The sequence below is a fragment of the Marinobacter salinisoli genome, assembly GCF_017301335.1.
Taxonomy (GTDB): domain Bacteria; phylum Pseudomonadota; class Gammaproteobacteria; order Pseudomonadales; family Oleiphilaceae; genus Marinobacter; species Marinobacter salinisoli.
In genome coordinates, this window is the sequence record NZ_CP071247.1 from 1 (window position 1) to 21,029 (window position 21,029).

Consider the following 21,029-nt stretch of genomic DNA (forward strand, 5'->3'; position numbering starts at 1 on the left):
TCACTTCGCCGCGGAAGCCGTAGATTTCCCGGCCACCGGCGAAAGGAATCAGGGTGACTTCGCGAGTCTGACCGGGTTCGAAGCGAATGGCCGTACGGCTGCGATATCGAGTCGCAGTCCACGTGCCTTGTCACGGTCAAAGTCGAGCGCCGGATTGGCTTCGGCAAAGTGGTAGTGAGAGCCGATCTGCACGGGGCGGTCGCCGGTGTTGGCCACCTCGATGGTGGTACGTTCGCGGCCGGCGCAGAGTTCGATGTCGCCGTCCTGGATCTGGTATTCGCCGGGAATCATCTCAGCCACTCCTCAAACTATGGGGTTATGAACCGTCACGAGTTTCGTGCCATCGGGGAACGTCGCTTCCACCTGCACTTCGTGATCATGTCGGCAACGCCGTCCATGACGTCATCCCGGGTGAGGATTTCGGTGCCGGAGCTCATCAGTTCGGCCACGGAGCGGCCTTCGCGGGCACCTTCCATGATTTCGGCGCTGATCAGGGCGATGGCTTCCGGGTAGTTCAGCTTCAGGCCTTTGGCCTTGCGGCGTTCAGCGAGCAGTGCTGCGGTGAACAGCAGCAGCTTGTCTTTGTCTCTGGGCGTTAATTCCATTGCGCGACTCCGATGTTTGTTCTTTTAAAATGCGAATAACTCAAAGGATCGGGAGAAGTGGGCAGGGACGTCCATTCGGGACCATCGGCAGCATGGATGCTGCCGCTGAGCTTACATGGACGTATTCACAGCGTGTCCCGGAGGGACGTACCTGCCCGCTTCCCACTCCCAAATTCACGTCAGCCATATTCTTGGTATGTGTGCCTGCAGCCCGGTCAGGCGCGGGCGCAGGATTTCCCAGGCCTGCTGACACAGGGCCCAGGCTTCGTTTCGTTCGTTGCCGAGGTAGCGCAACAGCACCACGCCACGGCGCCGGGTGATTGCCCAGCGATGGTTCTCGGGCAATGCCTCGCGCACCGCTTCGATGGCTTCGACTTCGTCTTCCAGCCCTACGGCCCAAAGCGTGGCCTGAACGGTGGCACCGCCCTGCCCCCATTTGCCGGCAAAGCGCGGGTGGTTGGGGTCCAGGGGTTGTCGTTCGAGCCACAGGGGCTGGCCGTTCATGGTCAGGCGGAACTGCTGTTCCAGATGGCCGGACACAAACGGCAACCGGCTGGCCGGGCGGCCCAGGGCGAGGATTTCCCAGCCCAGTGTGCGGGCGCCGGTTTCCAACTCGATGGTGGTGCTTTGCTCGCCCGGGAACCGTCGAAGGCCAGGGTTTCCTGGGGCAGGTATTCGAGAATGGCGTCTTTGCTCACGGTTAACTTGGTGTGCTGGCCCCAGGCCACACCGTGGCTGTCGGCCTTGTAGAGCTTGGCGGCAGCAGGGGTGGTCAACAGGGCATGGGCGCCCTCGCCTACCTCGGCCTCGATACGAAGCACATCGCCACTCACCAGCCCACCCGGCGGGTGCAGCAGGTACACGTGGCAACAGCCTTCCGGGCCTTCCGGGTAGAAAGGCCGCTGAACCCGCAACGGCCCATGATGGTGCCGGCGGGTCAGGCGGGTAACCTGTCGCTCGCCCTCGTTCCGGGCAATAAAGCCCAGGGACAGAGACGCGGCCCACTGCCGGTCCGTGTCGAAGCGGTGGCCGGAGTCGTTCGCGGCCTCTTGGTTAACGATGGGTTGAAAAGCCGTCATACCGTCAGGTGCTTCTTGATCAATTCATCGGACAATTCTGCAATTTCACCTTCGGCCACCGGGCGTCCGCGATCGAGAATGGCGAAGCGGTCGGCGTACTTGCGGGCAAACGGCAGTTTCTGTTCCACCAGCAGCACGGTCAGGCCATCTTCTTCGATCAGTTTGCGGATGACCTCGCCGATCTGGGCCACGATGTTGGGCTGAATGCCTTCACCGGGTTCATCCAGAATCAGCAGGCGGGGCTCAATCACCAGGGCGCGGCCAATGGCCAGTTGCTGTTGCTGCCCGCCGGACAGGTCGCCGCCGCGGCGGTTTTTCATTTCCTTGAGCACCGGGAAGAGTTCGTACACCCGCTCCGGGATTTTCCTGCTGCCGTCGGCGCGAACGGCCAGCCCGGTGCGCAGATTTTCTTCCACGGTCAGCAGGGGGAATATCTGCCGGCCCTGAGGTACGTAACCGATGCCCAGACGCGGGCGGTCTTCCATCTTGCGAGTGGTGAGTTCCACATCCCGGGCAAACTCGATGGAGCCGCTTTTCGGGGTTTCCTCGCCCATGATGCACTTCATCAGGGTGGTCTTGCCCACGCCATTGCGGCCCATCACGCAGGTGCACTTGCCCTGGGGCACATCCAGGTGCAGATCCCACAGGGTGTGGCTCTCGCCATAGAAATGGTTCAGCTGGTCAATCTTCAGCATCAGGCGTCCTCCCCCAGATACACTTTGACAACTTCCGGGTCATTGGAGACCTGATCCATTGAGCCCTCCGCCAGCACACTGCCCTGATGCAACACCGTCACCTTGCGGGCGATGGAGCGAACGAAGCCCATATCGTGCTCGACCACCACCACAGACTGCTTGCCCGCGAGGCTGGTCAGCAGCTCGGCGGTGCGTTCCATTTCCTGTTCGGTCATACCCGCCACCGGCTCATCCACCAGCAACAGTCGGGGCTTCTGCATCAACAGCATACCGATTTCCAGCCACTGTTTCTGACCGTGGGAGAGAATGCCGGCTTCCCGGTCCTTCAGACGCTTGAGGCCGATCAGAGTCAGCACCTCGTCGATCCGGTCGAGATCTTCCCCGGCGAGTCTGGAAGTGAGCGTCGGCAACACTCGCTTGTCGGTGGCCATAGCCAGCTCGAGGTTTTCGAACACCGTCAGGGCTTCAAACACGGTGGGCTTCTGGAATTTCCGGCCGATGCCGAGACTGGCGATGTCCGGCTCGTTCATGGTCAGCAAATTGTGGCGGCTGCCGAACCACACCGAACCGGTGTCGGGGCGGGTTTTGCCGGTGATGATATCCATCATGGTGGTTTTGCCCGCGCCGTTGGGGCCGATGATGCAGCGCAGTTCGCCATCGTCGATGGTCAGGTTCAGGTTGTTGATGGCCTTGAAGCCATCGAAGCTGACGCTGACGTCCTCGAGATACAGAATGGAGCCGTGGCGCACATCCACCGGTGACTCGACGGGTGCCAGAAATTCAAACACCCGGTCCCGGTTGGTCAATTCCTGAAACATGCTCATGCGGCCACCTCCTGTGCATCGGTCAGGTCGTCATCCGACGCCCGGGCTTTCTTGCGTTTGCTGAGCAGGCCGGCAATGCCTTTGGGCAGGAACACGGTGACGATCACGAACAGCCCGCCCAGGGCGAACAGCCAGGCGTCGGGCATGACGCCGGTGAATACCGTCTTGGCGTAGTTCACCAGCAGCGCGCCAATGACCGCACCATACAGTGTAGCCCGGCCACCCAAGGCAACCCACACCACGATCTCGATGGAGAACAGCGGCGAGAATTCACTCGGGTTAATGATGCCGACCTGCGGCACGTAGAGCGCACCAGCAACACCCGCCAGCATGGCGGAGATGACGAACACAAACAACTGTACCCGTTCCACACGGTAACCGAGGAAGCGGGTTCTGGCTTCGGCATCGCGGCAGGCAACACTGACCCGCCCCAGCTTGCTGGTAACGATGCCGCGACAGATCACGTAGCCGATGGCCAGTGCGATCCCGCTGGCAATGAACAGGCCCAATCGGGTGGCATTGGTGCGCAGATCAAACCCAAGGATGTCCTTGAAGTCGGTCAGGCCGTTGTTGCCGCCAAAGCCCATCTCATTGCGGAAGAACGCCAGCATCAGCGCGAAGGTCAGCGCCTGGGTGATGATGGAGAGGTACACGCCGGTCACCCGGGACCGGAATGCCAGGAAGCCGAACACCAGCGCCAGCAGGCCCGGCGCGAGCAGCACCATGATGAAGGCGAACCAGGCCATGTCGAAGCCGAGCCAGTACCAGGGCAGCTCCTGCCAGTTCAGGAACACCATGAAGTCCGGCAGGATCGGGTCACCATACACGCCCCGATCGCCAATCTGGCGCATCAGGTACATCCCCATGGCGTAGCCGCCGAGGGCAAAGAAGGCACCGTGGCCAAGGCTGAGAATGCCCAGATAGCCCCAGACCAGATCCACCGCCACCGCCAGCAGCGCGTAGCACAGATATTTGCCGAGCAGCGTCACGGTGTAGGAGCTGACGTACAGGGCGCTGTCCTTGGGCATGGTGAGGTGCAGCACCGTCACCACTGCCAGCGCAGTGAATAGCACGCCCAGAAAGATTTGCGTGGAGCGTTCCTGAAAAGGTCTAGTCAACCACATACCTCAACCCTCCGCCGCACGGCCCTTCTGGGGAAAGAGTCCCCGGGGGCGTTTCTGAATGAACAGGATGATCAGGACCAGCACCATGATCTTGGCCAGCACGGCGCCCGCCCAGGGTTCCAGTAACTGGTTAATGGTGCCGAGTGAGAGCCCCGCCAGCAGCGTGCCCCAGAGATTGCCGACGCCGCCGAACACCACCACCATGAACGAGTCGATGATGTAGCTCTGGCCCAGATTCGGGCCCACGTTGGTAATCTGAGACAGGGCCACGCCCGCCAGCCCGGCCACGCCGGAACCCAGGCCGAAGGTAAGGATGTCCACGCGGGTGGCGCGGATGCCCATGGAGCGTGCCATGGCCCGGTTCTGGGTGACGGCCCGGACTTCCAGGCCCAGGCGGGTCTTGCGCATGATCAGCATCAGCCCGGCAAACACCACCAGAGCGAAACCGATGACGTACATGCGGTTCAGGGTCAGGGACAGGGCTTCGTTGATCATCACCGAGCCACTCATCCAGTCCGGGGTGACCACGGTGCGGTTGAGCGGGGAAATCACAGTGCGGACCAGCTGCTGCAGGATCAGGCTGATGCCAAAGGTCGCCAGCAGGGTTTCCAGTGGCCGGCCTTTCAGGTGCTGAATGACGGAGCGCTCAATGGCGATGCCCGCCAGAGCGGCGACCAGAAAGCCCGCCGGAATCGAGAGAATCAGCGCCAGGCCCGGTTGGCCCGGCAGCAATTGCTGCATGCCCCAGGTGGTGTAGGCCCCCAGCATGATAAGTTCGCCGTGGGCCATGTTAATAACGCCCATCACGCCGAAGGTGATCGCCAGGCCGATAGCGGCCAGCACCAGCACCGAACCCAGTGACAGGCCAAAATACAGGGTCTCCGCGGCGCGGTTCATTTTCAGTTTCTGTTCGATGCTTTTCATGGCGGCTTTCGCCGCTGCGGCGAGCTGTGGATCATCGCTGCGCATGGCCTGCTGAAGCGCCGCGCGGGCTTCGGAGTTGAGGCTGCCAGACAAGGTGGCGACGGCGGCCACATCGCCCAGTTCTTCCACCTGGTAAATGGCCAGGGCCTCTGCCAGCGCTGCCTGAACCGATCCGCTGTCTTCAGCTTCGATCAGCTCGGGCAGTCGCTCGGCCAGAGTTTCGTCCACGCTGCCTTTCAGGGCGCGGGCAGCAGAGAGGCGCTTGGCCTTGTCGGGGCTTTTAAGGTCAATGACTGAAAGGATGCCTTCCAGCTCATTACGCAGTGAGTTGTTGACCCGAATGGTGTCGATGTCCCGGCGGGACATTTCACCCAGATTCTCGCCGGTCAGGGCGCTGGCGACGGTCCAGTTCCGACCCCGGTTCTTGAGCACGACGATGAATTCACCACTTGCGTCGATGCGGCCCAGCTTGTTGGCCGCAAAGGCCTCCAGCCAGCCTCGGGCGCGTTCATCACCACTGCCCGCGATTTGATTGATTACGTCTTTCTTGGCAGCGAAGGAGGATTCCGCCAGTTGCGTCAGCAGTTGCTGGGCCTCCGAGTCATCCACTTGCGCGGAAACGAGACCGGGGCAAAGTAAAAACCAGACAAGCAGAAGCTGACTGAGCCATCGCATGATGCCCATGGGTTGCGTCCTGTCCATGAAGGTTGGAGGGGCTGAGCGGCGAACGGGGCCGACGCCCCGTTCGCGGTCAGGTCAGATCTTAGTTAGAGGCAACGTCGGCCTTACCACCACAGGTGCCGGTAACCACGTTGAAGTTTCCGCACTTGAGCGGCTTGCGCCAGTCGCTGATGAGGTCCTTGGAGTCTGGCAGGAAGTCAGACCAGGCATCGCCGGCAACGGTGGACGGAGTTTCCCAGACCACGGAGAACTGACCGTTATCCTGGATCTCACCAATCAGCACCGGCTTGGTGATGTGGTGGTTCGGCATCATGGTGGCGTAACCACCGGTCAGGTTCGGTACGGCAACACCGATGATGGCGTCTTTAACCGCGTCGACATCGGCAGTGCCCGCTTTCTTGACGGCTTCGATGTACATGTTGAAACCGATGTAATGCGCTTCCATCGGGTCATTGGTGACGGCATCTTCCTTGCCGGTGTAATCAACCCAGGCATCGATGAATTCATAGTTGGCGTCGCTGTCGACACTCATGAAGTAGTTCCAGGCCGCCAGGTGACCAACCAGAGGACCGGTATCGATACCAGACAGCTCCTGCTCACCTACGGAGAAGGCAACCACCGGGATGTCGGCGGCGTCGATACCCTGGTTACCCAGTTCGCGGTAGAAAGGTACGTTGGCGTCACCGTTAATGGTGGACACCACGGCGGTCTTCTTGCCCGCGCTACCGAACTTCTTGATATCGGAAACGATGGACTGCCAGTTGGAGTGACCGAACGGGGTGTAGTTGATCATGATGTCATCGGCGGCCACACCCTTGTCCTTGAGGTAGGTCTCAAGGATCTTGTTGGTGGTGCGCGGGTAAACGTAGTCGGTGCCCGCCAGAACCCAGCGCTCAACACCAATGTCGTTCATCAGGTAGTCCACCGCAGGAATGGCCTGCTGGTTGGGCGCCGCGCCGGTGTAGAACACATTTTCAGAGGACTCTTCACCCTCGTACTGGACCGGGTAGAACAGCAGGCCGTTGAGTTCTTCAACGACGGGCAGAACCGATTTACGGGAGACCGATGTCCAGTTACCGAAGATCACGTCCACTTCTTCTTTTTCCAGAAGCTCACGGGCTTTTTCCGCGAACAGCGGCCAGTTTGAAGCCGGGTCAACAACGACTGGCTCCAGCTGACGGCCCAGCACACCACCAGCCTCGTTCTGCTTTTCGATCAGCATCAGCATGGTGTCCTTCAGGGTGGACTCACTGATGGCCATGGTGCCGGACAGGGAATGCAGAATACCTACCTTGATCGGATCTTCAGCAGCTACAGAATGCATGGACACTGACAGCGCCAGTGCCGAGAGACCTAGTTTCACGTGTTTTTTGATGTTCATTGTGCGTCGTCCTTCCTGTGGTTGTCGTGAGATTGTTCGTTCTTCTTTAACGCCCTCACGCATCTGCATTAGCTGTTCCATCTCCCATCTTTACTCCAACAGTTCAATAACTTAACTGGTATACAAGGCAAGGACCGGCGATCTTTTCAACAGCGCTTGCTCCGGTAACGCACCAAAAGCGGAAGAAAAACACGCGACGTGCGTCTAACTGGTGCACTCGCCAGGACACTGCGGCACCAGAAAAACCCTAAACCAATGAAATATATACACATTCAATTTATTTTACGGCTGGCACGGGCCTTGCGGAGCCGGGGTATAAGAGCCTGACCGGCTCACCACCACCTTCCGCCACGGAGAAACCGTGCAATGCCCAAGGATACTGGCGCCAGAAAAGGCAGTATGGCGGAGCATGTCTACGAAGGCGTAAAAGCCGACCTGTTCAGTTTTCGGCTGATGCCGGGTGACCGATTCAGTGAAGGTGAAATTGGCAGCCGATTGCGTGCCAGCCGCACTCCCGTTCGTGAAGCACTGTACCGTTTGCAGCAGGAGGGCTATGTTGAGGTGCTCTTTCGCAGTGGCTGGCGGGTAAAACCCTTGGACCCGAAACAACTGGACGATCTTTTCGAGCTGCGCCTGACCATTGAGCTGGCGGCGGTCGACAAACTCTGTTCCAGCCCCGAAACAAACCTCCAGTTGCGGGCCCTGCTCCGGCTCCAGTCACCTCCCTCCGTGTCAGGCCGGGGTATAACGGGCCCCGACAGGCCGCCGGAAGCCTGCTTTCACCATGCGCTGGTCAGGGCCGCCGGTAACCAGGAGATGGTTCGAATCCACCGGGAAGTGTCTGAAAGGCTGCGCCTGGCTCTGGCTCTGGGCCTGCACAAGCGCGGCAAAGCCGGCAAACCGGCCACCCACGGCGAGATTCTGTCGGCGCTGCTGGTGCGCAATATAACCCGGGCCAAATCGTTACTGACCGACCACATTCGCAACGCGCAACAGGTGGTCAGCGAGATCACGCGGGAAGACGGCGGCCATTCGCTTACAGAGCCTGCGACCACAACCGAATCGCGCTACAGGGCGCACAAATACTGAACTAAGGTTCACTTTCTGTGCTCTAGATCACCTACATCATCGTGGGATATATCGCACACCCCCCAAAGCGGATATCCGATTCTTCCAGTGCCCGCCAGGACTAGAATGGAGAGTGTCAGGGATGACAGGCCAGCAAGGAACGTTGGCTCACGGATGAGAGTTCCAGGCACTGGAGCCGCCCCACGGATTGGGGTTACAGGGAAGACAACAGGGATGACGTGCTCAGGATGAGCGCACGCCTGAAGGATCAGGCAGGGGTCAGCCACGGGCGCAGGATCACACGGATGGTGATCCTGCCCGTGCACCGTCCCCACCCATCGCTTTCCCTTCACCTCCCCCCTTTGGAACACCAAACCACTGAGTTACTCAACCAGCAGCCGAGTTGATCGACCGGCCGTGCCTCCTGACGCTTTCATTAACTTAAAACGATGACAGGAACGCCCGATAATGAACCGAACACCCATTCTTGCCACTCTGGTACTGCTGTTTAGTCTGCTGACCTCGTTCGCCCACGCCAACCCGGCCGCTATCAACATCAATACCGCCGACGTTGCGACCCTGGCGGAGCTGACCGGCATCGGCCCCAGCAAGGCCGAAGCCATTGTGGCCTACCGTGAAGCCAACGGCCCATTCGGCACCCCGCAAGAGCTGACCAAGGTCAAGGGCATTGGTGAGCGCACGGTTGAAAAGAACGCGGAACGGATCACCGTAGAGTAATCCCGCTCCGGGGGCAGCACCGCACCCGGCTGCCCTTTCCGCTCATCCCCGCCGCGCAAACGTCGACCTCGTCCATTTACCAGTCCCTAAACAAAAGTCGTCTGGCAACACGCTGTTTGCCCTCCTATCATTGAGCAACACTCTCAATGACTTAAGCGTTTGAGCCATGGCCGATCCCATCAAGGTTTACCCGTCCAAGCCGGACAAAGTCTACTTCTTCGGAACCTGCCTCATTGACATGTTCTATCCGGACGCTGGCATGGCCGGCATCCAGCTGCTGGAACGCGAAGGTATCGAGGTGATCTTCCCCCAGGATCAGACCTGCTGTGGCCAGCCCGCGTTCACCTCCGGCTATCATGACGAGGCCCGAAGCGTGGCCCGCGCTCAACTGGATCTGTTTCCTGAAGACTGGCCGATTGTTGTGCCATCAGGGTCCTGCGGCGGCATGATGCGCAAGCACTACCCGGACCTGTTCAAGGATACTGCAGACGAGGTCAAAGCCGCGGGCGTCGCCGGGCGGGTGTGGGAGCTGACCGATTTCCTGCTGAACGTCTGTCACATCAAGCTCGACGACCTCGGAGAGCCGACCACCGTGGCCATGCACACCTCCTGCTCGGCCCGTCGCGAAATGGGCGTTGCGGAGGTAGGCCCGAAGCTGCTGGGGCAACTGAACAACGTGACGCTGGTGGAGCAGGCACGAGCCGAAGAGTGCTGCGGCTTTGGCGGCACCTTCGCGGTGCGCCATCCGGAGATTTCCGGTGCCATGGTGGAAGAGAAGGTCGAAACCCTGGTGGATACCGGCGCTCGTGCTTTTGTCACCACCGACTGCGGCTGCCTGATGAACATCAACGGGTTCGCAGAGAAAAACCGACACCCCATAGCGGGCAGGCACATCCTCAGTTTCCTCTGGGAGCGCACGAACGACGATAAAGGAGATGGGCAATGAGCGCGACCACCCCCCATCCGCACATTGATGTCAAAGAGTTCCACCCCCGGGCCCACGAAGCGCTGCACAACCCGCAAATTCGCCAGAACTTCCGCAAGGCGATGGACGGGCTGATGTCCAAACGCAAAGCGGCGTTTGAAGGCTGGGACCTGGAAACCCTGCGGGAACTGGGCGCCAACGTTCGCCTGCGGGCACTGGCCAACCTGCCCGACCTGCTGGAACAGCTGGAACAGAAACTGACGGAGAATGGCATCAAGGTGCACTGGGCGCTTGATGGCGACGAGGCTTGCCGGATTGTCCGCGATATCTGTGTCGCCCGAGAAGCCAAGAGCGTCATCAAGGGCAAATCCATGGTGTCGGAGGAAATGGAGCTCAACCACTTCCTTGAGGGTGAGGGAATTGAAGCGCTCGAGTCGGATCTGGGGGAATACATTGTTCAGCTCGCCAACGAGACGCCCTCCCACATCATCATGCCGGCCATCCACAAGAACACCGGCGAAATCTCCGAACTGATGCACGAAAAAACCGGCACCGACCTGTCCCACGACGTCGAGTACCTGACGGCCGCCGCCCGCCAGCAGCTGCGGGAAAAATTCATGAACGCCGACGTGGGCGTGTCGGGCGTGAACTTTGCGGTGGCGGAAACCGGCACCCTGTGCCTGGTGGAAAACGAGGGCAACGGACGGATGACCACCACCGTGCCGCCCTGCCACATCGCAGTCACCGGCATCGAGAAAGTCGTACCCAATCTGGCGGACGTGTCCGCCCTGCTCGCGCTGCTGACCCGGTCGGCCACCGGGCAACACATCACCACCTACTTCAACATGATTTCCAGTCCGCGCAAGGCCGACGAACTCGATGGCCCCGAAGAGGTGCACCTGGTGCTGGTGGATAACGGGCGTTCCGTCATCTACCAGGATGACGAACTGCTCGATACCCTGCGCTGCATTCGCTGCGGGGCGTGCATGAACCACTGCCCGGTGTATACCCGGGTTGGCGGCCACACCTACGGCACCACCTATCCGGGTCCTATCGGCAAGATCCTGATGCCGCACCTGATCGGGCTGGACGAAGGCCGGCATCTGCCCAGTGCATCCAGCCTGTGTGGTGCCTGTGGCGAAGTCTGCCCGGTGAAAATTCCAATCCCCGATTTGCTGGTGCGCCTGCGCCGGGAATCCGTGGATGGTGACAAGTTGCACCCCGCCAAGGTTCGCGGGCACGGGGCCAAGCGAACACCGCTGGAGGCCGCCATCTGGAAATTCTGGAGCTGGATGCACAGCCGCCCGGGCATCTACCGGACCGGAACCCGGTTTGCGTCCCGGTTCCGCAAACTGCAGCCGGCACGTGCCGGTGCCTGGACGGATTTCCGGACAGCGCCCAAACTGGCCGGCAAAACCCTTCATCAACAGCTCAGGGAGCGCGGCAAGTGAGTGCCCGAGACATCATCCTGCAACGCCTGAGAAACCGCACCGGTGGCGATCTGGTAGCGCCCGCCAGCGACTTTTCCGTGCTTGAGCGGCCCGACTGGAGCACCGAGGAACGCATCGAGCGGTTCGAGAAGATCATTGAATCGGTGCACGGTGAAGTCCACCGATGCACCCGGGATAACTGGATTGACCACGTCGCCGAGGTGTTGTCGGCACGCAAAGCGCGCAATCTGCTGATTCCCAGCCAGCACCAGATTGGCCAGGACCTGCGCGCGCACGCAGAGCGGGACGATCTGCCGAATCTGCTGATCTACGATGAGCCCATTGAAAGCTGGCAGCCGGCCCTGTTCAACGATGTCGACGCTGGCATCACCTCCACCCGGGGCGGCATTGCCGAGACCGGCTCGCTGATCCTGTGGCCAACGGCGGACGAGCCCCGGCTGATGAGTCTGGTGCCGCCGATCCACATTGCGGTGCTGGAGGCCAGCCAAATCTATACAACGCTGTATGAAGCCCTTGATGCCCAGAACTGGAAAGCGGGCATGCCGACCAACGCTCTGCTAATATCCGGCCCGTCTAAAACGGCGGACATCGAGCAGACGCTCGCTTACGGTGTTCACGGCCCCAAAGAGCTGATTGTGTTGATTATCGAATGATTCAAGGCGCCCTGCTGATTGCCCTGGCAGCCCTGCTCTGGGCAACCACCGGCATCGTCGCGAAATTCCTGTTTACCGGTACCGAGCTGCAACCCATCACCCTGGGTTTTCTGCGCCTTGTGGTTGCGCTGCCGTTTTTCTGGCTGTTGATGCGGCGCGAGCGTGAGCGCCTATCCGCCGACGCCGGTACATCCCGTGGCCGGATGACGTTCAAAGCCCTGGTACCACTGGCCGCCCTCGGCTTGTTCCAGGCCATCTATCAAAGCAGTTATCTGCTCGCCGTTGACCTTACTGGCGCCGGGATTGCCACGCTGATCGCCCTGTGCCTGCCACCGGTGCTGGTCGCCATGTTGGCCGCCCCGCTGCTGGGCGAGAAACCCGGATTGCTGACCATTCTGGCCCTGATGGCCGCGATTGCCGGTACCGCCATGCTGGTACTCAGTGACATGGAAACAACCGGCTCCTTGCGCCTGATGGGCCTTCTGATGGCGCTTCTGGCGGCAGCGGTGTATACCGGATTTACCCTGACCAGCCGCTACAGCGCCGCTGGCACACCGGCGTTCACAACCGCTTTTTTCTGTTTTGGCACCGCCGCACTGATCCTTTTACCAGTGGTGTCTGTCACCGGGGGCTTCGATGGCCTGGAGACACTGACACTTCGCCACTGGCTGATGGTGGGCTACATCGGTATCGTGCCGACCTGCATCGGCTACGTGAGTTTCTTTTCCGGCATGAGAACAACGCCGGCCACGCTTTCGAGCATCATTGTCACGCTGGAACCGCTGTTCGTGGCGCTGCTGGCCTGGGTTTTCCTCGGGGAAGTACTGGGGCCCACCGGTCTGGCTGGTGCCCTTATTCTGACGGTGGCAGTGATTGTCGCGTCACGATGGGGAGGCAACCCCGGCACCCGTAAAGTGGCCGATACCGGGGTACAGTCACCGGAGGCTTAGCTACCCCGGCTCTGCTTCTGCAACATGTTCGGCTGGAGAATTTCGATCCAGTAGCCGTCCGGATCCTTGATGAACGCCAGCCCTTTCATTTTGCCGTCGTCCGGCTTTTTCACGAACTCGACACCCAGCTCTTCAAACCGTTCACTGGCCGCGTAGACATCGGGTACCGCGATACCGATGTGACCAAAGCCCTGCGGCTCCTCGTTGCCGTTGTGGTAACCGAAATCGTTGTCGTCCTCGGTGCCCCAGTTATGGGTCAGCTCCAGCATGGCTTCGCGGCCGAAGGTGTAGGTGGTTCGGTAGTCATCGTCCGTCGGCACCTGCGCGGCCTGTCGGTCATCCAGGTAACCCAGGAAGTAAAGAGAGAACTTCATCTCGGGGAAGTCGAGCTTGCGAACCAGGCGCATGCCCAGAACCCGCGTGTAGAAATCCATCGAGCGCTCGGGGTCTTTGATGCGCATCATGGTCTGGTTAAATACGTAGCCTTCCGTCTCGGGAACGGGTTCGTCGTGTAGCCCCGGGGCTTGCTCGAAATGCTTGGGCATGGCGTTTTCCCTCTCGAATGAACTTGAGCTGTTATACCTGTGTACGCAGACCACCGATTTCAAGGGCAAAAAAAGACCCCACGGCCAGAACGGCACCGCTGGGGTCGGAGAGCCGGCTGTTACCCCGGCGGCTTCAGAGACGCTCTTCTGAAGTCTGGAAAGAGGGTGGCAGGGTTCAGGACGCCAGCTGATGCTCCTCGCCACGGTAGTAGGCTTCTACCCGGGGATTCATGATGCGCTTCCACAGCGGTGGGATCATGGCCACCACGATCATGGCGGCGTAGCCGGCAGGCAGCTGCGGCGCGATGTCGTGATGGCGCAGGACCTGATAACGACGCTTGGCGAAGGCATGGTGATCGCTGTGGCGCTGCAGGTGGAACAGGAACACGTTGGTCAGAAAGTAGTTGCTGTTCCAGCTGTGCTCGGGCGTGGTGCGCTCGTAGCGGCCGTTGTCCAGCTTGCGGCGGTGCAGGCCGTAGTGCTCCAGGTAGTTGACGATCTCCAGCAGGGTGAAGGCAATGAAGCTCTGCCCCAGGAAGAAAACCGCCCCCAGCCAGCCAAAGGCCAGGGTAAACGCCACGGTGGCCAGCACACTGATGCCGTACCACCAGATCAGTTCGTTGCGCCAGGAAAGCACTTTGTGACCCTTACGCGTCAGCCGTTCTGCCTCCAGTTTCCAGGCGTTCAGAAAGTTGCGGACATAGGCCCGGGGCAGAAAGTCATACAGCGACTGGTTGTAGCGTGAAGACGAGGCGTCCTCGGGCGTAGACACGTGCACATGGTGACCCCGGACGTGTTCCACCTTGAAGCCACCGTAACAGACCAGCGACAACAGCAAGCCCCCCATGCGACTTTCCAGCTTGCTGTCCTTGTGGATCAGCTCGTGGGCCACGTTGATACCCAATCCGCCGACAATCCCGATGGACAACACCCAGCCAACGCCACCTGCCAGGCTGAAGGTGCCGGAGGCCAGCACCAGCATGCTCCACACCAGTAACACCGCAAACGCCACAACCCACCCCAGAGTAACCAGCCGATAGAACCGCTCGTTGTTCATGGACGGGACATCGAGTTCTTCATCCGGGTTCAGGGAATCCTTGCCGAGGAGCATATCCAGCACCGGGATGATGCCGAACACGACAACAGGCACCCCCCAGGAAAACCAATTGACGAGATCCGTTGCCTGGCCCGCAGCCAGTAACAGCGGCGGCAAGACCAGCGGAACCATGGCAATCAGGTAACTGAACTTCTTCAGGGTCAGCAGAACCTTCCGGCGGGCAGCTTCGGGACTGGCGGATAGGTGTCGGGTACTCATTACGCTCTCTCCTTGGCAACACGAACGGCGATGCACTCACCGCCTCTGTCTTTACTGAATTATTGTCCTACAATATAGCAGTCGTCAACCAGGCTGGTCAGGTTTTCCGTTTTTTTGAGAACCCGCCTGCAATCCATGCACTGAGGATTGCCCGTGCAGAGGCTGTGATACACTCGGGCGCATATCCTCAGACGCCGCCTACCCCTGCCTGGCAGTGTGGTTGGCGGGTTACACCTGATCAGAGAAGGTCTATGGATTTTCAGGTTCCCAACACCCTGGCAGAGCAGATTGCCAACTATCTGGCTGAACGGATCATGACCGGGCAAATCCGGCCCGGTGAGCGCATTCAGGAGGCGACGCTGGCCGCGAAGCTTAATGTCAGCCGGGCATCGGTCAAAGAAGCGCTGTACACCCTCGAACGCTGGCATCTGGTAGACATCACACCACGAAAAGGTGCCTCGGCTACGCGCCTGGACGCCGAGCACGCGGCAGAGCTTTACGATGTGTATATGCATTTGCTGATGATGCTGGCTGCCCGGCTTTGCGAACGCTGGCAGGAAGCCGACAAGGCGCTTCTGGTCAATGCCGTGGAAACGGCGCTGGTGAAAATCCGCCAGCCCGACATCCAGACCACCGAAGTCGTCGAAGCCAGCTTCAGCGTGATGGAAGCCTGTTGCGAGTTGGTCAACAACCCCTACCTCACCGAAGCCCTCTCGAACTTCAAACCGGCTGTGAGCCGGGCCTATTTCCTTGGCGCCGACCGTTACCGCCAGGACCTGGAGCAAACCGGCACGTTCTTCGATCAATTGCCGCAGGCCATCCTGTCCCGGGATAGCACCAAGGCTCAGGCGTTAATTCGCGAATTCGCAGAGCACCAGAAAGACCTGATCCGGCACGCACTGGCCTGATATAACTCCGGTTTCAGGCCGTTCATACGCTGGACAGACCTCGCCCCTCTTCCTGTAGACTGCGGGTCTGATCCCTGCAGGCCAGCCATGACCACGCCCAAAGAACACGACGACGCGCAGCAAACCTCCGGCCGAAGGCTCGTACTCTTCAGCCTCCTGTTCCTTGTGCTCAGCGCCGCAGGGCTGTACACGGTGTTCGACCGGTTTGCCGGCCGATCGGTCAGCTTCGATACCAGATTGCTGGAACCGACCACCCTGCTGGCCGCAGCCGTGCTGTTGCTGATCTATTTCGTCTCTGATGCCCTGCGCCTGTACTACACACTCCGGGCACTCGGTCATCGGCTGCCGCTGCCGCGCATGGTGCGCCTGGTCTTCATCAACCTGTTTTTCTCAAACGTCACGCCCATGGCCACGGGCGGCGGATTTGCGCAAATCTGGTACCTGACACGGCAGGGCGTGCCGGTGGGCCGGGCAACTGCAGCGACCACCATCCGCACGATCCTGGCGGTTGTATTTATCTTCAGCCTGACCCCGGTTTTCCTGTTAACCCTGCCGGCGTTGAAAGAGCACACCGTTACCGGCGAGATTGGCGCCGCCCTGGCGGTTCTGATTGCACTGTATCTGGGATTCTTCGCCATTCTGCTGTTCAGGACCCGCTGGCTGATTGTGCCGCTGAGCCGGCTGCTTGGCGCCCTGCACCGCTGGCACCTGATCGGAGACGAAAAACACCGCCGATGGCAATTCAAAGCGCGGCGGGAAATGCTCCGCCTGTCCCAGAGCTTTGGCCACTACCTGCAAGGCCCGCGCCCGTTCGTGCTGCTGTCGCTGTTCTTCACCGGCACCTTTCTGCTCAGCCTGTTCAGCTTTCCTGCCCTGCTGATTCACAGTCTCGATTACCAGGTGGATTATCTGATGACACTCGGGTTGCTGGTGGTCACCACCTTTATCATGTATTTCTCGCCGACACCCGGCGCCTCGGGCATATCCGAGGGCGTCTTCGGCAGTTTTTTCAGCGGCATCGTATCGGGCAACCATCTCATTCTGGTTACCGTGTCCTGGCGCTTCCTGACCATCTACCTGGGCATGATCGTGGGTATGTTTGTCATGCACAATGAACTGAACAAAAGCAGAAGGCATTCCAGATGAAGGTTCGCAAGCCGCTGAAGCTCCTGTTTTATCTGTGCCTGCTGACGATCACCGTCCTGGTGGGGTACAAGGCCTACCTGAATTATTTCCTGGAAGACTACCGGGCGCTGCACACCGAACAATTGGACCGGATTCAGCAGAGGGTCGCAGACAAAGAGGCGTTCCGCTTCGCGGTCGTGGGCAACATCAACAATTCCATCGGGATTTTCGAGAAGCGCATGGTTCCCGTGCTCAACGAGTCCGGTGTGGATTTCCTCATTTCTGCCGGCAATGCCGTCAGTGGCGGGGGTGCGGACAAGTACCGGGCCCTGCTGGGCAGCCTGTCTCACCTGGATATTCCCTATCTGCTCACGTTCGGCCCGCATGAATACGAGGAATTTGGCAGCTTTCGGTTCTACGAGCACTTCGGACCTCATTTTTTCAGTGCCCGGGTCGGGAACAGCCGCCTGATTTTCCTGGATTCGACCGGAAAAACCTCCTGGCGCTGGCAGCTACGCTGGCTGGATGATGTGCTCGCCCGGGACAACTCAAACAGTCGCATCCTGTTTGTTGGACACCCCCCGAAGCCGGCAACGCAGGACCCGCTGTTCGACGAACAGGAAGATTACCTGCATCCACCGGAATTCCGCGCTGCGCTGCTTGAGACCATCGACAAGCACAAGATTGATCTGGTGTTCTCCGCCAACCTCTCGCTGTATTCAGAGAGCCCTGCCGGGAACGCAACCTTCATCACAACGGGTGGCGCCGGTGGGCTGGTGCTGAATGACGACACCAGTTTCTATCACTATGTCCGTGTCGAGGTGGATAAAAATGGCGACATCAGCCACAGCCTGCAACGCCTGCCCGTTGGCCAGCACCCGATCCTGAAGCGCCTGGAGAGTGCCTGGCTGTTTCTGTATTCGCTGCTTTACTCCGGCTACCTGAACTTCCTGCTGATTCTGGCGATACTGGTTGCCATCGCCATCAAGCTGTATTCCGCGTTGTTCGTCAGCAAGAACTTTTACCCCGACTACGATCTGGACCCCTCTGCGTGGCTGAACCGCTCCCTTCGGGTGGCCATGTTCACCAATAACTACCTGCCCTTCATCGGCGGTGTGCCCATATCCATTGAACGCCTCCGGCGGGGCCTGCAAGAGGGCGGTGACCAGACCCTGATCGTGGCGCCGAGGTACAAAGACCAGCCCGACCCCGAGGCCGGTGTGCTGCGGGTTCCCGCACTCCTGGCACTGGGTGAAAAAAGAGAATTCCGCATTGCCAACCTTTTCCTGAAGCGAATCCGCAAGGGCGTCAGGGACTTCCGGCCCGACATAATTCACCTGCACCACCCTTTCTGGCTTGGCTCGCTGGGCTTGTTTCTGGCCCGATCGCTGAAGGTGCCGGCCATCTATACCTATCACACCCGGCTGGAGCACTACGCCCACTTCGTTCCCCTGCCCGGCGCCCTGTTCCGGAATCTGATCTCGCACAGCCTGATCCGCCGCTTCGCCAACAAATGCGACGGCATCATCGTGCCAACCCACTCGGCGGAGGAATACCTCCGGATGATCGGCGTCAAGAGCCCGACCTATGTGCAGCCCACCGGCATTGAGTACCAGCGTTTCCAGGAAGATTGCACCGAGCAGGTGAGCGAGCTCAGGCAGAAACTGCAACTGAGCGATGAGCGGGTGTTGATCAGTGTGTCCCGGCTATCCAACGAAAAGAACATCGACTTCATGATCGACGCGATGAGCACCCTGCGCAAGCAGACCGACCGGGCCTTCCGGTTGCTGATCATCGGCGAGGGCCACCAGCGCGAGCGGTTGCAAAAGAAGATCCGTGATCTGGATCTGGCGGCACAGGTGACGCTCGTCGGGGCTATCCCCCCCGAGCAAATGCCCCACTGGTATCACCTCGGCGATGCCTTTGTGTTTGCCTCGAAATCAGAAACCCAGGGCATGGTCATACTGGAGGCCATGGCCGCCGGCTTGCCCGTGGTAGCGGTCAGATCCAGCGGTATTGATGATGTGGTCAGGCAGGGCGTTAACGGGTTCAAAACGCCTGAGAACCAGGAGCTCTGGATCAAACAGGTACGCCAGCTGCTGGAAGACGATGACCTTCGCAACACCCTGTCGGAGCAGGCACTGGCGTTTGCCAAAGACTTCTCCATCGAACAGTTTGCCGCCGATGTGCGCCACATCTACGCCAGTGCCCTGACCCAGAGAGACAAGTCGCAAGAGGACGATTCGGCGCACGCATCCTGAGCGGTTTCACCTTTGCACCATGATCGGTTTAGACTGAAAACACGTACCCACAACGCGTCTTTCACGATCGGAGATAAACCGTGAGCCAGATCCCCGTTGGAATCAGCACCTGTCTGCTGGGCAAAGAAGTTCGACACGATGGCGGCCACAAGCACTCGCGCTACTGCACCCAGGTGTTGTCCAAGCACTTCGAGTTTCGTTCGATCTGCCCCGAGCTGGAAGCGGGCCTGGGTGTGCCTCGCCCGGCCATTCACCTGCGGGAATACGACCAGGGCCTGCGGCTGATCGAGAGCAAGGGCACGGCAGACCACACCGACGCCATGAACGGTTTTATCGAGCGCATCCTGCCCAGCCTGAAAGATCTGCGCGGCTACATCCTGATGGCCAAGTCCCCCAGCTGTGGCATGGAGCGGATCAAGGTTCATAACGAAGATGGCAGGGTGACCCGAAGGGATGGCCGCGGGCTGTTCGCCGAAGCCCTGATGAAGGCCTACCCCCTGATGCCGGTGGAAGAAGAGGGCCGGCTGCACGATGACATGCTTCGGGAAAACTTCATCGAGCGGGTGTTTGCCTACGACGACTGGATGCAGAATGTCGCGGGCGAGAACCTGAGCCCCAAGGCGCTGATCGAATTCCACACCCGGCACAAGTTTCAGCTACTGGCCCACTGCGAAAAGATCTACCGGCAACTCGGCCCGCTGCTGTCTGACCTGAAGTCCGCTCCACTGGAGGAAACGGCCGAGCAGTACCTGCACCTGTTCATGGAAGCCATGAGCCAGAGAGTCAGCCGGGGTTCGCACACCAACGCCATGCAACATCTGATGGGTTATCTGCGGGACAGCCTCGGGGATGAGGAGCGCAAAGTCCTGATCGAGCAGATGGAGGCGTACCGCCGGGGCGAGGTACCGCTGGTCGTGCCCATGACCCTGCTGCGAATGGCGCAACGGCGGGAGCCGGTGGATTACCTGAGTATTCAGCAATACCTGACCCCCTACCCGGATGAGCTGGGGCTTCGCAACAAGGTCTGATCAGTAGGTGTAGAGCACCGAGAGCGCGGTTTCGGTGTCCGTACGCTCTGCGCCTTCGGGTGGTGCTGAGACATGCTTGACGCGATAGGCAAGCTTCAGCGCCAGATTGCCAATGACCGCGGCCTGCAATGAGGTTTCAGACTGGGTAATGGTATTGGTTTCTTCCAGACCCACTTCAGAGCTCAGTTTCTGCCGGAACAGCGATCGATCCGATATCTCGTGCGCCAGTTCGGCGGCAAAACGGGCGATGACAGACTCTTCTTCCCGGGTGCCATCGGCCTGGGGCTCATCCAGTTCGTTGTACCGATAACCCAGACCGGTGGACACGCTCAGGAAGGACACCTCCCCCTGCTCCCAAATCCGGTTACCATAACCGGCCGTGACCGAGGACTCGAAGGCGTAGCCGGAGAAACGATCGTCCTCCCAGGCACCACGGAGAAACCAATACTGCTGTTCATCAAACTTGTAATTGGTTTCACCCTCCGCCCGGTATTCTTCGGCGGTCGTTTCGTCATCCGCCTCGATGTGGCGGGCGTTGAACTCGCCGGTGTTGCGCCAGCGCACATACTCCCGAGCCAGCCCGATCCGGCCACTGATGTTGCGTTCATCGGTATTGCCGGTGGTCACCAGAAGCCCGAGTTCAAACTCGGCCTGCAAGCCCGGATTTGTCTGGGCTTGCAGCAGCGGGGCCGCGGTCACCAGGACCGCGGCGATTGCCCTTTGCGATTTCACGAAGCCATCTCCCTGGC

General features: G+C 60.0%; 19 protein-coding genes and 2 pseudogenes. 10 read left to right on the top strand and 11 right to left on the bottom strand.

Annotated features, from left to right (window positions below; all coding sequences use genetic code 11):
- Nucleotide 1 precedes the first annotated feature (1 nt).
- The 8 genes and pseudogenes from LPB19_RS00010 to urtA all read right to left on the bottom strand — a co-directional run.
- Nucleotides 2-291 (bottom strand): annotated as a pseudogene (locus LPB19_RS00010) (urease subunit beta); the annotation flags it as partial.
- Between the two features lie 35 nt (nt 292-326).
- On the bottom strand, nt 327-605 hold the full coding sequence (locus LPB19_RS00015) for an urease subunit gamma (protein WP_407943934.1): 279 nt from the start codon (nt 603-605) through the stop codon (nt 327-329).
- A gap of 174 nt (nt 606-779) precedes the next feature.
- Nucleotides 780-1,684 (bottom strand): annotated as a pseudogene (locus LPB19_RS00020) (urease accessory protein UreD).
- Entirely contained in the window at nt 1,681-2,379 is a 699-nt protein-coding gene (urtE, locus tag LPB19_RS00025; RefSeq protein ID WP_206644059.1) for an urea ABC transporter ATP-binding subunit UrtE, read from the bottom strand. Before urtE ends, LPB19_RS00020 begins: the two are co-directional and overlap by 4 nt.
- The gene (urtD, locus tag LPB19_RS00030; RefSeq protein WP_206644060.1) at nt 2,379-3,203 is read right to left on the bottom strand and encodes an urea ABC transporter ATP-binding protein UrtD; all 825 of its coding nucleotides are present in this window, start codon (nt 3,201-3,203) and stop codon (nt 2,379-2,381) included. Before urtD ends, urtE begins: the two co-directional genes overlap by 1 nt.
- On the bottom strand, nt 3,200-4,327 hold the full coding sequence (gene urtC / locus LPB19_RS00035; protein WP_206644061.1) for an urea ABC transporter permease subunit UrtC: 1,128 nt from the start codon (nt 4,325-4,327) through the stop codon (nt 3,200-3,202). Before urtC ends, urtD begins: the two co-directional genes overlap by 4 nt.
- Nucleotides 4,328-4,330: 3 nt before the next feature.
- The gene (gene urtB / locus LPB19_RS00040; RefSeq protein ID WP_206644062.1) at nt 4,331-5,935 is read right to left on the bottom strand and encodes an urea ABC transporter permease subunit UrtB; all 1,605 of its coding nucleotides are present in this window, start codon (nt 5,933-5,935) and stop codon (nt 4,331-4,333) included.
- 79 nt (nt 5,936-6,014) lie between these two features.
- On the bottom strand, nt 6,015-7,313 hold the full coding sequence (urtA, locus tag LPB19_RS00045; protein ID WP_206644063.1) for an urea ABC transporter substrate-binding protein: 1,299 nt from the start codon (nt 7,311-7,313) through the stop codon (nt 6,015-6,017).
- A gap of 366 nt (nt 7,314-7,679) precedes the next feature.
- On the opposite strand from urtA, the gene LPB19_RS00050 reads away from it, so the two are divergent.
- The 6 genes from LPB19_RS00050 to LPB19_RS00075 all read left to right on the top strand — a co-directional run bounded on the left by LPB19_RS00050 (nt 7,680) and on the right by LPB19_RS00075 (nt 13,098).
- Nucleotides 7,680-8,402, top strand: coding sequence for a GntR family transcriptional regulator (locus tag LPB19_RS00050; protein WP_206644064.1), 723 nt, complete (start codon nt 7,680-7,682; stop codon nt 8,400-8,402).
- A 447-nt stretch (nt 8,403-8,849) separates the two neighbouring features.
- Nucleotides 8,850-9,119, top strand: a complete 270-nt coding sequence (locus LPB19_RS00055) for a ComEA family DNA-binding protein (RefSeq protein ID WP_206644065.1) — start codon at nt 8,850-8,852, stop codon at nt 9,117-9,119.
- Between the two features lie 166 nt (nt 9,120-9,285).
- On the top strand, nt 9,286-10,065 hold the full coding sequence (locus LPB19_RS00060) for a (Fe-S)-binding protein (RefSeq protein ID WP_206644066.1): 780 nt from the start codon (nt 9,286-9,288) through the stop codon (nt 10,063-10,065).
- Nucleotides 10,062-11,495: a LutB/LldF family L-lactate oxidation iron-sulfur protein gene (locus LPB19_RS00065; RefSeq protein WP_206644067.1), complete on the top strand. Its 1,434-nt coding sequence runs from the start codon at nt 10,062-10,064 to the stop codon at nt 11,493-11,495. Before LPB19_RS00060 ends, LPB19_RS00065 begins: the two co-directional genes overlap by 4 nt.
- Nucleotides 11,492-12,148, top strand: a complete 657-nt coding sequence (locus LPB19_RS00070) for a LutC/YkgG family protein (RefSeq protein WP_206644068.1) — start codon at nt 11,492-11,494, stop codon at nt 12,146-12,148. The genes LPB19_RS00065 and LPB19_RS00070 overlap by 4 nt, the downstream gene beginning before the upstream one ends.
- The gene (locus tag LPB19_RS00075) at nt 12,145-13,098 is read left to right on the top strand and encodes a DMT family transporter (RefSeq protein ID WP_206644069.1); all 954 of its coding nucleotides are present in this window, start codon (nt 12,145-12,147) and stop codon (nt 13,096-13,098) included. Before LPB19_RS00070 ends, LPB19_RS00075 begins: the two co-directional genes overlap by 4 nt.
- Here LPB19_RS00075 and gloA read toward each other — a convergent pair.
- The gene (gene gloA / locus LPB19_RS00080) at nt 13,095-13,643 is read right to left on the bottom strand and encodes a lactoylglutathione lyase (RefSeq protein WP_206644070.1); all 549 of its coding nucleotides are present in this window, start codon (nt 13,641-13,643) and stop codon (nt 13,095-13,097) included. The genes LPB19_RS00075 and gloA overlap by 4 nt on opposite strands.
- A 175-nt stretch (nt 13,644-13,818) precedes the next feature.
- Nucleotides 13,819-14,958: an alkane 1-monooxygenase gene (locus LPB19_RS00085; protein WP_206644071.1), complete on the bottom strand. Its 1,140-nt coding sequence runs from the start codon at nt 14,956-14,958 to the stop codon at nt 13,819-13,821.
- A gap of 251 nt (nt 14,959-15,209) precedes the next feature.
- Between LPB19_RS00085 and LPB19_RS00090 the strand changes: the two genes are divergently transcribed.
- The 4 genes from LPB19_RS00090 to LPB19_RS00105 all read left to right on the top strand — a co-directional run bounded on the left by LPB19_RS00090 (nt 15,210) and on the right by LPB19_RS00105 (nt 20,280).
- Entirely contained in the window at nt 15,210-15,866 is a 657-nt protein-coding gene (locus LPB19_RS00090) for a GntR family transcriptional regulator (RefSeq protein WP_206644072.1), read from the top strand.
- Between the two features lie 87 nt (nt 15,867-15,953).
- The gene (locus LPB19_RS00095; RefSeq protein WP_206644073.1) at nt 15,954-17,012 is read left to right on the top strand and encodes a lysylphosphatidylglycerol synthase transmembrane domain-containing protein; all 1,059 of its coding nucleotides are present in this window, start codon (nt 15,954-15,956) and stop codon (nt 17,010-17,012) included.
- Complete coding sequence (locus tag LPB19_RS00100; RefSeq protein ID WP_206644074.1) at nt 17,009-19,252, top strand: glycosyltransferase; 2,244 nt, start codon at nt 17,009-17,011, stop codon at nt 19,250-19,252. The genes LPB19_RS00095 and LPB19_RS00100 overlap by 4 nt, the downstream gene beginning before the upstream one ends.
- A gap of 80 nt (nt 19,253-19,332) precedes the next feature.
- Nucleotides 19,333-20,280, top strand: coding sequence for a YbgA family protein (locus LPB19_RS00105; RefSeq protein ID WP_206644075.1), 948 nt, complete (start codon nt 19,333-19,335; stop codon nt 20,278-20,280).
- On the opposite strand, the gene LPB19_RS00110 is transcribed toward LPB19_RS00105, so the two are convergent.
- A complete protein-coding gene (locus tag LPB19_RS00110) occupies nt 20,281-21,012 on the bottom strand; it encodes a DUF481 domain-containing protein (protein WP_206644076.1) in 732 nt (243 codons plus the stop codon). It lies immediately after the preceding gene.
- Nucleotides 21,013-21,029: the final 17 nt, after the last annotated feature.